Source organism: Hoeflea phototrophica DFL-43, assembly GCF_000154705.2.
Lineage (GTDB): Bacteria > Pseudomonadota > Alphaproteobacteria > Rhizobiales > Rhizobiaceae > Hoeflea > Hoeflea phototrophica.
The window spans coordinates 3706962-3717010 of record NZ_CM002917.1; the positions used below are offsets into that span (position 1 = coordinate 3706962).

The window sequence follows — 10049 nt, forward strand, 5'->3', positions numbered from 1 at the left end:
ACCATGGTGGACAGCGTCAAGTTCAACGAGGCGATCAACTTCCTGCGCCAGCGCCTGGCGCTGCCCGACGGCGTCTGGCTGAAGTTGTTCCAGGAAGCGGACAAGGCGGCGCGTGATCGCTCTGCCGGGATGAGCGAGGCGATGGTGCGCGACATCCTCGAAGCGGTGCTGACCGCGCTTGAAGAGGGTACAACGGTTGAAACTTTCCGCGACGATTTCGACGCGATCGCCACCGCGCGTGGATGGGCGGGAGATAATACCGTCGGCTGGCGTTCGGCGCTGACCTTCCGGGTGATGACGGCGCAGGCGATGGCAGCCGGACGCTGGCGGCAGATCCAGCGGCTGAAAGCGCGCCGCCCCTGGCTTAGATACATCACCGCCGGCGACCACCGCGTCCGCGACGCGCACAAGGCCTGGCACGGGATCATCCTCTCAGCTGATGACCCCTGGTGGCAAACACATTTCCCGCCCAACGGCTTCAACTGCCGTTGCCATGTGCAGCAGTTGTCGGACCGGGATCTTAAGCGCTATGGATTGAACGTTACGCCGGAAGCGCCGTCGCGCAAGACTGTGATCAGGTTTGCACGCGGGGTGGATGGCGTTCGGAAGCCGGTGGAGGTGCCGGAGGGGATTGATCCGGGTTTTGCGGTGAATTTGGGGGAAATGGATATCAATTCTGCTTGATGGCCTAAATTAGGGCTTTTGCAACTTGTCCGGATAGGCAAACCGCCTCCAACTGGGTGATGATGGCTGCTCCAAATTGGGATGACAACAGGCATCTGCCAAGTGCACCAGAGGCGCGTTGGCTGAGCCATTGCGGCACCCATTTTTCTCATCAGTAGCTCTGAAGAAGGGAGTTGTGAGATCTAATTCTGTCTTAAGTTGCCGCTACCCAAGCAGTTCAAATACGAGCTCGTCTATTTCCTGACCCTCGCTGGTAGCTTCAAGATGAGCACGGATATGCCGCCGCGTTGCCGCAAAATGCAGGTTGGGGTCGATAGGAAACACTGCGGCGATTTCTTCAGCGCGCTTTCCCAGTTCGGAGAGGCGGTTATGCAACGCGATCGCCGGATCATATTTGGGGATAGGCACCTCCCACACGTGCTTGTGAATATCCCTCTCGTCCTTACCGTAGGACATGAACGGTCGCACCAACTCGGTCGTGACGGGTGCATTCATGACAGCGCACAAATAGTCCGCCTCCGCCTCAGTTTCCATTGAAGCCCAGTACAAGCCATTGGCAATTACAGCCCTCTTGTTTTTTACCTTGGCAGCCATCAGATGCATTCCAGCACGATTATATACTAGCCGAAGCTGTGGGATCGGGAACTGTTTGGAAAGCGAAGATTGGTAGTCCAACCGCTGCGTAAGGGTTAGCCGATCACTAGACCGTTTTTCGAGCCAGATAGCCTCCGCGCGTTCCCACCACTGGCTGAGTCCTGGGTGAAGATCGAATTGAGATTTATTTAGCATACCGCTCTTTTGGCAGGGGAGCACGGCCATCTGCGCGTCGCCCAAGCGGAATGGATAGGCGTTGTCGCCGGTGAAGAAGGGGCGAAGGAATTCCGTCTCAACGACGCCTGTTATGCTCGGTACATCTTTCCAAGGCTTCTTCTCCTGAACGCTCCTTGAGGAGATTATGGCCTTTCTGCCCGTTGGAAGCCCAAGCGAGCTTGCGGGTTGTTCCTCGACCACGAAGACCATCCTTGGAGTGAAAGTGGCTCCCTGAGCGAAGGCCTGATGGTAGGGTGATTTCGTCAGCTGGCCAACATATTTGACCTGACCCGACTCCCTGCTTAAGGTCTTGCTGGCTTCCATCCAAGGCATGTTCGGCTCGGACAAACCACCGCTCCAGATTTCCGCCTTTACTGGCATCTCGCGTCCGGCCCAGGTCCCTTCGCCTTGCCTTGTCTCACGAGTGTGTTCTTCGCGCATTCCAAACACCACAGACGCTGCCCGTGGAAAGAAATGCGGACGGATGCGTCGCAAGTCCCATGACGGTTCGAATGCTATAGCGGCATTACCGGAACCGTCTCCATAGTAGCCGCTCCGGAAACCCGTGTAGTGCTCCCGATCGATCGCAGCATTCGGCAGCACCAGTCCGAACCTGCCATTGACTTTCAGATAGAGCTCGCAAGCCCTGACAGCGAACAGTCCTGACAAGTCTTGATGGGTCGAAAGTTCTCCCCCGGCCCACAGTCCCCGATCCTCACTCATGTTGCGGAACGAGGTCTGCATGTCCGACGTCATTTTCCGATAGGCGAGCCAAGGGGGATTCCCGACTAGGACATCGACCCGGTTTTTCGGGCGCGACAGCCAGAGCGGCCGGGCAAGGTTCCTGATATAGTAGCCCCAGATGTGGTCACGACCTTCATCGTGCAATTGACACATAGTCTCAAACGTCGCCTCAATCGTCGGCTTAAACCTGTCCGGTATGGCAAGGCGCTGGAAAACCGCGTTCATTGACGGCACCGCCGACTTCGGCTTTCGTGTCGCAGCCTTTTTGGCCATCTCGTTCACAAGTTCGTCGAATCTCGCCGCGTCGTCCACAAGCGCGTCCGGGAAGGAAAGCTTGTTGCCGAACAGGTCCTTCTTGTCGTCCGTCTGAATAACCAGATTCCCGGCCGTCCACAGATCAGTGTTCTGCTCCTGCCATTGAAGACTGTCGCCGAGATAGACGGGTATGTGAATCGTTCCGCGGTCGGGATCGATTAATCTATGCCTACCTATAGCCAGTAAATAGGTAACCCGGGCCAGCGTGACGGCAACGGGATGGAGGTCCATACCAATGACGTGCTCCGTAACGCCATCAATTAATTGTCCGACAGTCATACCCTTTGCCTCGGCCGCAACGATGTATCTCCGGATTGCATGGAAGAGAAAGGTTCCTGAGCCACATGCCGCGTCGAGCACTCGGGAATTCAGGGGCTCGGTCACTGTTTCCTGAACGACAATGTCGGCGAGCCAATCAGGTGTGTAATATTCGCCGAGGCGTTGCCTTGTTTCGGTTCCGATGACGCTCTCGTAGAGCACCTTTAATACGTCTTGTTCGACTTTGCTCCACTCGAAACGAGCGAGGCGCTTTGCGAGTGTCCTGACAAAAACGTCGCCACCGTCGATCTCTACGATCCAATCGAAGAAGTCCGCCTCGACCACCCCATGAATGCCACTTTCGTCAAATTTCTCTCCAGCCAACAGCGCGGCGGGGTTCAGCGATTGTACGGGAAGGCCAAGGACGGCATGAGCGATGATCTCGGCCGTGTTCACAAGAAGCGTGTGTTCGATGAAGAGGTCGTCCGTGTCCTCGAATGCGGTACCGAGAGCGGATGTCAGCAGCCGCGACCAAAGCGTCCGTTTCATTTGGACAGTAGGGCTGTCCTTGAATTGCTCATAAAGCGACGCCATGGTGGCGCGGTCTAGTTGGTACGAGCTGCTCCCGGCACCCAGCCTCAGCTCAATGTTGCGGGCGGTTGGGGCGATATTTTGCGCTGTTGCAAGTACGCCTTCCAGCCAGACAGTGAACTTCTCCATATCCACCGCAGTCGGCTCAACCGTTATTGTCGATACTTCACGCAGCTTACCTTCGACGAGGTCGTAGCACAGCCATTCAGTACCGTCGGTCAATACCCCTACGTAGCGGAGGCCCGTCTGGTTCATCCGTAGTTCTACGTATCCGGCCAGTTGTTCGACGGCGTCCGGTTTAACCTTTCCCTTTCGAAGATCGCGCTTGACTTCGATAACCGTCGAACCGACTTCGACATCGATGCGCCTGCGGTCTCCCGTCTGCGATTCGAGCAAGACATTTGTGACATCGTCTTCGTGCAGATTGAGTGGCGCGCTCAAAATGAACTGGCGGACGTCGGCTTGAATCTCAGACTCAGTCCGCTTATCGTTTCGCTTTGCTATCCTTTCGAAAATTTCCAACAATGCCTGCTCCCTTGGACAGCAAGTCTCCGGATTTCATGGAGAACAATAATGTCACCCTGGATTCCTATCTGCCGTTGATTCCCCAACATCAACTTACTCTGCCAATTTTCATGCGCGGACAAGCCAAGCGTGCGAACTATTCCCTGTTTGCTGCCAACCGGGCCGGATCTCACTGCGTGCCTACGTGTATACCGCACACATCCGAAGATCTGTGCTGCTTTGCACATTACAACCAAGCCAACCGCACCCACGGGCTTTGAAACCCCTTTAAATTCGATTTGAAACCGAATGCCCGACCGCATTTCGCGCCAAACCGGGCTGATGCCCTTCCGGCCATTCCCCTGAACACCGTTTCATATGTTTTGCGAGCTGCCCGGCGGCCACTGTCGTCACCATGATGACCGCAGCCCAATCACAACGCAACTCCCGATCCGATCAGGCCCTAACGGCGCTGTGCACAGCCTTGCCCTTGCCCGATGCCGCCCAGGACAAGCCGGCACCAGAGTGGATCCATCTGCTGCCGACCGGATCGTTTTCCGGTGCGGACGGGCGTGGACCCTACCATGTCAAAGACGCCAACCGGCTGGTCGAGGCCAGCCTTGAGGCGATGGCAGGCTCCGGCGTCGTTGACGAGAACCATGCGACAGATCTGGCAACGCCCAAAGGGGAGCCGGCGCCTGCGCGTGGCTGGATCACGGCGCTGGAAGCCCGGACCGATGGCATCTGGGGCAAGGTCGACTGGACCAGGGCCGGGCTGGCGCTTCTGGCCGACCGCGCCTACCGGCACATTTCGCCGGTGATCATGCATCTCAAGGACGGCACGGTGACCGCGATCCTGCGCGCGTCGCTGGTCAACAAGCCCAATCTGCGCGGACTGGCCGCGCTCAACCAGGAGACCCCGATGGATTTCATGGACAGGTTACGCGCGGCGCTCGGTCTTGGCGACGAGGCCGGAGAGGACGCCGTGCTCGCTGGCATCAATGCTGCCAAGGGTGGGACCGCGCTGCAGGCAGCACTCAATGACGCGCTTGGGCCCATCGCCAGGGCGGCAGGGCTTGCCGAGGGCGCGGACGCCAAGGCTGTGCTGGCCGGCGTCGAGCAAATGGCCAAGGCGAAAACCTCGGGTGACGACACGACCGTGAAGGCGCTGCAGGCCGAGCTCACCGAGGTGACCACCAAATTCACCGCACTTCAGACATCGATCGCCACCGACAGGGCGACAGCCTTTGTCGACGGCGCGATCAAGGCCGGACGGGTCGGCGTCAAGCCGCTGCGCGACCATTACATCGCCCGCCACGCCGCCAATCCGGCGGAGGTGGAAAAGGAGATCAATTCCTTTCCGTCTCTCGGACGCTCGGGCGCAAGCATCGAGCCACCGCCTGCGGCCAAGGATGGCCAGCTGGCGCTGAACGCAGAACAGCGCAGCGTTGCCACCATGCTTGGAATCGATCCGAAGGATTACGCCGAGACGCTGAAAGCCGAACGGGACGCCAGGGAGGCGATGCAATGACCGCGCTGACACAAGACCGCAACACGCTGGCGCAGCTGGGCGAGGTCCAGGAATATCCGGTGCTGGCTGCCGCAGTGATTTACGCCGGCTCCATCGCCTGCCTCGACGCCGCCGGCTGGGCGGTGCCAGGGACGACCGCCACGACGCTGATCGCCGCCGGCCGCGCCGAAGAACGCGCCGACAATTCCTCAGGCGGCAACGGGGCGATCACCGCCAAGGTGCGCGCCGGCGTGTTCCGGTTCGACAACTCCGCCGCCGCTGACGAGATCACCCGGGCCGAAATCGGCGACGATTGTTTCATCGTCGACGACCAGACCGTGGCCAAGACCGACGGCACCGGCACACGGTCGAAGGCCGGGACAATCGTCCAGATCGACACGCTCGGCGTCTGGGTCAGGATCGGGTTCTAATCCCTCTTTCAGGAGCAAGCTTCATGCTGATCAATTCTGCCAATCTCGACGCGCTGCGCGTCGGCTTTTCCACCGCCTTCCAGGCAGGCCTCACTCAGGCGCCCAGCCAGTGGTCGAAGATCGCCACGAGGTTCACGTCAACAACTGCGTCCAACAAATATGGCTGGCTCGGCGACGTTCCCGGCATGCGCAAGTGGATCGGACCACGCCACGTTCACGGGCTTAATCAATACGACTATTCGATCGAGAACGAGCCATATGAGGAAACCATCGGAGTTGATCGGGACAATGTCGAGGACGACAATCTCGGCATTTACGCCCCGCGATTTTCGGCCATGGGCCGCGCGGTCGCCTCGTCCAAGGACACGCTTATCTTCGGCCTGTTGAAGGCCGGCTTCTCCACGCCCTGCTATGACGGCCAGTTCTTCTTCGATACCGACCATCCGGTTCTCGATAAGGACGGCAGTCCCGGCTCCGTGGCAAACACCGATGGCGGTGCCGGTGCGGGCTGGTATCTGATCGACAGTAAAATGCCGATCCTGCCGCTGATCTTGCAAATCAGAAAGGAAGCGCAATTCGTTTCCAAGGACCAGCCGACCGACGACAATGTCTTCATGGAGAAACGTTTTCTCTACGGCGCCGATGGCCGATGGGCGGCCGGCTTCGGTTTCTGGCAGTGGACCTGGGGGTCGAAACAGACGCTCAACAAGGCCAATTATCGCAATGCCCGCGAAGCCCTTATGAGCATGAAAGGCGACTACGGCCGGCCGTTCGGCATCATGCCCGACCTGCTGGTCGTCCCGCCCTCGCTGGAGGGTGAAGCATTGGAAATCATCAATGCCGAACGCGACGCCGCCGGCGCGACCAATGTCTACAAGGGCACGGCCGAACTGCTGGTCGTGCCCTGGCTCGCCTGACGCAAAACCCGACCAGGAGATCATTTATGGCCAGGAAGAAAGCCAATGACCAAACCGTGTCTGCGAACGGGGCGGCGGCGCAAGGCGGAATGCCGCAGCAAGCCAACGCATCAACGTCGGAAAGTCCGGCTCCCAGCCAAGCTGCCACGCAGACGAAGGCAACGCCTGCCGCGAACAACGCTGCCACTGAGGCGTTGAAGGTGGAACCCGTTTTGCGCATTACCGCCAAGCCGAGAAAAGGGTTCCGCCGCTGCGGCGTCCATCATCCGGCAGAGGCGGTCGATCATCCCGAGGGCCGCTTCAGCGCGGCCGAGATCGAGGTGCTGAAGGCCGAACCCAATCTGGTGGTCGAGGATCTCTGACGCCGGAAGGAAGGCGAGACGTGGATTATTGCACGCAAATCCAGCTCGAAGCCCGCTACGGCGAGGCACTGCTCGTCGAGATCTCCGACCGCGCCGATGTCCCGACCGGGACGATCGACGCGGAGCTGATCACCCGCGCCATCACAGACGCCACGGCCCTGATCGACGGCTATCTCGCTGGCCGCTATCAGCTGCCGCTGGCCACCATTCCGGCGCTGGTCACCGATCTCGCCCAGCGCATCGCCATCTATTACGCCCATTCCAATGTCGCCTCGGAAAAGATCTCCAAGGATTACGAGGCGGCACTGAGGCAATTGAAGGACATCGCCTCGGGCCTGATCAAGCTCGACGCCGGGGGCGCGGAGCCCGCCGGGTCCGGCGCTTCGGAAGTCCGCACCAACGATTCGGAGCGGCCGCTCTCAGCGGCGACCATGAAGGGGTACATCTGATGTCGCTCACGGGCCGCACCGATCGCTGCGCTCACTGGCCCTGCGCGGGCGCGCGCAATCCTGCGCGACGGCCGGTCGGCCTTGCGGCCTGCGGCCGGTTTTGGGTTCTGGGCACGAGGACAACATCATGACCGGTGTGCGTCTGGAGCTCGAAGGATCGGAGGCCGCTCTGGCCGCACTTGGCGCTGCCGCGGCCCGTCTGGACGATCCGATGCCGCTTTATGACGAGATCGGCTCGATGCTGGTGGTCTCCACCCAGAACCGATTCGAACGCGAGGAAGCGCCTGACGGCACGCCCTGGCCGATGTCGATCCGGGTGCTGACCGAGGGCGGCAAGACTCTGTCCGACACAAGGCGGCTCGTGAATTCGATGACGCATGAGGCGAGCAATGAAGGCGTCGCCGTCGGCACCAATGTGATTTATGCGGCACCCCACCAGATGGGTGCGACTATCAAGGCCAAGACGGCCAAGGGGCTGCGCTTTCAGGTCGCCGGCGGCTGGGTCAACAAGCAATCCGTCGACATTCCACAGCGCGCCTTCCTTGGCCTTGACGCAGACGACGAGAAAGTGATCGGCGACATCGCCGGCGACTATCTGGGTGATCCGCTGGGAGGTGTCGATGTTGACCGATGATCTCATCACCCGGATCGAGGCGGCGGTGCCGGCGCTTGATGGCCGCGCCAAAGAGGCCGCCGATCTCGCCGAACTGGTCCGGCGCAAGGCGTTGCCTCAGGCCGCCGTGACAGTTTTTGTCCTGCCGCTCGGGCTGAGGCCGCGCAGCGAGGGCGACGCGGCCGCCGGGGCGTTCACCCAGATGCTCGACGAGACTGTCGGCGTACTCCTGGTGGTGCGCGCGGCCGGCGACGCCAGCGGCTCACGCGCGCTGCCGCGCATCGGCGAGCTGGTCGACGCACTCATCGCCGCCATCGCCGGCTGGGGGCCGGACGGCGCCATCGGCGTCTTCCGCGTGGCGCGCGGGCAGCTGCTCTCCGCCGAAGCCGGCGCGGTCATGTACCAGCTCGACTTTTCGATCCAGAGACAGGTGAGGAATTTGGCATGACAAAGAAACCGGCCCCGTTACCGCAAGTCGGCGGCAGTTACGTGCGTGAGAAGGACGGATCGCTGAAGCCGGTAGAGACCGGTTCGAAACCCGAAACCGATCCGCCGGCCACGTCGGCCAAACCCAGGAAGGACTAAGCCATGCCGCTCAAATGGCGATCCAAGATCATCCTGTTCAAGATCGAGGCGAGCTACGGCGTCGACGCGGTTCCGGCCGGCGCCAACGCCTTCCTGATGACCAATGTCTCGTTTTCGCCGATGGAAGGCGAGGATGTGAGCCGCGATCTGGAGCTGCCCTATCTGGGCGCGCAGGCCATGATCCCGGTGGGCCTGCGCGGAAGGCTGCGCGGCCGGGTGGAGCTGGCGGGATCCGGCACAGCGGGCACCGCGCCGGCCTGGGGGCCGATGCTGCGCGCCTGCGCGGTCGCCGAGACGATCACGCCGGCAACCTCGGTCACCTACAATCCGATTTCCGACGGCATGGAATCGGGCACGCTTCATTTCTGGATGGCCGGCACGCGCCATGTACTGACCGGCTGCCGCGGCCAGTGCACCATGCGCTTTACCGCCCAGGGCCTGCCCTATCTCGAATTCGACATGCTGGGCCTGTGGTCGGAACCCTCCGAGCAGGCGCGGCCTGCGCCGGTGCTGACCGGCTTCAGGCCGCCGGTCGTCGTCACCCACGCCAACACGCCCGATTTCACGATCGATGCTGTTTCCATGGTGCTGCGCGAGGCGGTGCTGGCGCTCAACAACCAGGTCGAGCCCAGGTTGCTGGTCGGATCGGAATCGATCCTGATCACCGACCGGGCCGATGCGTTCACGGCGCGTGTCGAGGCGGTGCCGGTCAGCACATTCGATCCTTATGACCTCGCCAACGACCAGACGAAAGTTGCGGTCGAGATGGTGCATGGAACCGCCGCCGGTTCGATCGTCACGCTGTCGGTTCCCTCGGCCCAGCTCAAGCGGCTGTCCGGTTACGAGGAAGCCCAGAAGATCGCCGAATGGCCGCTTGAGCTGGTGCCGCTGCCGGTCTCCGGCAACGACCAGTGGACGCTGACCCTGACGTAAAATCAATCCGGAAAAGGACCCCGGCATGTTCAACATCGATTCCGCGCCCTGCTTCTGGGAGACCGTCACCGTCCGGCTGCCCAACGCCGAACCGGAGAGCTTCCGGGCCAGGTTCCAGGTGATGCCGGTGTCCGAATTCAAGCAGATCGACCTTGGCGATCCCGACCAGGTCGCGGGCTTTCTCGAAACAACCGTCACCGGACTGGAAGACATCGAGGATGGTTCCGGCCCGCTCCCCTTTTCCGATCCTCTGCTCGCCCGTCTGATCGACCGGCCGGACATCAGGGCGGCGATGGTGCGCGCCTATGTCGAGGGAATCGGCAGGGCCGCCCAGGGAAACTGA

General features: G+C 61.0%; 12 protein-coding genes. 11 read left to right on the forward strand and 1 reads right to left on the reverse strand.

The window, feature by feature from the left end; genetic code table 11:
* The first annotated feature begins 3 nt into the window (after nucleotides 1-3).
* Nucleotides 4-684 carry a phage head morphogenesis protein gene (locus HPDFL43_RS17505; protein ID WP_007198731.1) on the forward strand — a complete coding sequence of 227 codons (681 nt, stop codon included), beginning with the start codon at nucleotides 4-6 and terminating at the stop codon, nucleotides 682-684.
* A 204-nt stretch (nucleotides 685-888) separates the two neighbouring features.
* Here HPDFL43_RS17505 and HPDFL43_RS17510 read toward each other — a convergent pair whose 3' ends face one another.
* Entirely contained in the window at nucleotides 889-3924 is a 3036-nt protein-coding gene (locus HPDFL43_RS17510; RefSeq protein WP_007198732.1) for an N-6 DNA methylase, read from the reverse strand.
* 397 nt (nucleotides 3925-4321) lie between these two features.
* Here HPDFL43_RS17510 and HPDFL43_RS17515 point away from each other — a divergent pair, with 397 nt between their 5' ends.
* The 10 genes from HPDFL43_RS17515 to HPDFL43_RS17555 all read left to right on the forward strand — a co-directional run bounded on the left by HPDFL43_RS17515 (nucleotide 4322) and on the right by HPDFL43_RS17555 (nucleotide 10049).
* A complete protein-coding gene (locus tag HPDFL43_RS17515) occupies nucleotides 4322-5437 on the forward strand; it encodes a phage protease (RefSeq protein WP_007198733.1) in 1116 nt (371 codons plus the stop codon).
* Nucleotides 5434-5847, forward strand: coding sequence for a hypothetical protein (locus HPDFL43_RS17520; RefSeq protein ID WP_007198734.1), 414 nt, complete (start codon nucleotides 5434-5436; stop codon nucleotides 5845-5847). The genes HPDFL43_RS17515 and HPDFL43_RS17520 overlap by 4 nt, the downstream gene beginning before the upstream one ends.
* A 23-nt stretch (nucleotides 5848-5870) precedes the next feature.
* The gene (locus HPDFL43_RS17525) at nucleotides 5871-6764 is read left to right on the forward strand and encodes a Mu-like prophage major head subunit gpT family protein (RefSeq protein WP_007198735.1); all 894 of its coding nucleotides are present in this window, start codon (nucleotides 5871-5873) and stop codon (nucleotides 6762-6764) included.
* 26 nt (nucleotides 6765-6790) lie between these two features.
* The gene (locus tag HPDFL43_RS17530; RefSeq protein ID WP_007198736.1) at nucleotides 6791-7126 is read left to right on the forward strand and encodes an HI1506-related protein; all 336 of its coding nucleotides are present in this window, start codon (nucleotides 6791-6793) and stop codon (nucleotides 7124-7126) included.
* Nucleotides 7127-7146: 20 nt separating this feature from the next.
* Nucleotides 7147-7575 carry a gp436 family protein gene (locus HPDFL43_RS17535; protein ID WP_007198737.1) on the forward strand — a complete coding sequence of 143 codons (429 nt, stop codon included), beginning with the start codon at nucleotides 7147-7149 and terminating at the stop codon, nucleotides 7573-7575.
* Between the two features lie 127 nt (nucleotides 7576-7702).
* Nucleotides 7703-8209, forward strand: a complete 507-nt coding sequence (locus HPDFL43_RS17540; RefSeq protein ID WP_007198738.1) for a phage virion morphogenesis protein — start codon at nucleotides 7703-7705, stop codon at nucleotides 8207-8209.
* Complete coding sequence (locus HPDFL43_RS17545; protein ID WP_007198739.1) at nucleotides 8196-8636, forward strand: phage tail terminator protein; 441 nt, start codon at nucleotides 8196-8198, stop codon at nucleotides 8634-8636. The genes HPDFL43_RS17540 and HPDFL43_RS17545 overlap by 14 nt, the downstream gene beginning before the upstream one ends.
* A complete protein-coding gene (locus tag HPDFL43_RS22030; RefSeq protein ID WP_156970325.1) occupies nucleotides 8633-8773 on the forward strand; it encodes a hypothetical protein in 141 nt (46 codons plus the stop codon). Before HPDFL43_RS17545 ends, HPDFL43_RS22030 begins: the two co-directional genes overlap by 4 nt.
* 3 nt (nucleotides 8774-8776) lie before the next feature.
* Nucleotides 8777-9706 (forward strand): phage tail tube protein, encoded by a 930-nt coding sequence (locus tag HPDFL43_RS17550; RefSeq protein ID WP_007198740.1) that lies wholly within the window; start codon nucleotides 8777-8779, stop codon nucleotides 9704-9706.
* A gap of 25 nt (nucleotides 9707-9731) precedes the next feature.
* A complete protein-coding gene (locus HPDFL43_RS17555; RefSeq protein ID WP_007198741.1) occupies nucleotides 9732-10049 on the forward strand; it encodes a hypothetical protein in 318 nt (105 codons plus the stop codon).

Bases quoted from the DNA above. Each gene is read 5' to 3' on its own strand.
- HPDFL43_RS17505 (WP_007198731.1), top strand. From the start codon at position 4: ATGGTGGACAGCGTCAAGTTCAACGAGGCGATCAACTTCCTGCGCCAG.
- HPDFL43_RS17515 (WP_007198733.1), top strand. From the start codon at position 4,322: ATGATGACCGCAGCCCAATCACAACGCAACTCCCGATCCGATCAGGCC.
- HPDFL43_RS17520 (WP_007198734.1), top strand. From the start codon at position 5,434: ATGACCGCGCTGACACAAGACCGCAACACGCTGGCGCAGCTGGGCGAG.
- HPDFL43_RS17525 (WP_007198735.1), top strand. From the start codon at position 5,871: ATGCTGATCAATTCTGCCAATCTCGACGCGCTGCGCGTCGGCTTTTCC.
- HPDFL43_RS17530 (WP_007198736.1), top strand. From the start codon at position 6,791: ATGGCCAGGAAGAAAGCCAATGACCAAACCGTGTCTGCGAACGGGGCG.
- HPDFL43_RS17540 (WP_007198738.1), top strand. From the start codon at position 7,703: ATGACCGGTGTGCGTCTGGAGCTCGAAGGATCGGAGGCCGCTCTGGCC.
- HPDFL43_RS17545 (WP_007198739.1), top strand. From the start codon at position 8,196: ATGTTGACCGATGATCTCATCACCCGGATCGAGGCGGCGGTGCCGGCG.
- HPDFL43_RS22030 (WP_156970325.1), top strand. From the start codon at position 8,633: ATGACAAAGAAACCGGCCCCGTTACCGCAAGTCGGCGGCAGTTACGTG.
- HPDFL43_RS17550 (WP_007198740.1), top strand. From the start codon at position 8,777: ATGCCGCTCAAATGGCGATCCAAGATCATCCTGTTCAAGATCGAGGCG.
- HPDFL43_RS17555 (WP_007198741.1), top strand. From the start codon at position 9,732: ATGTTCAACATCGATTCCGCGCCCTGCTTCTGGGAGACCGTCACCGTC.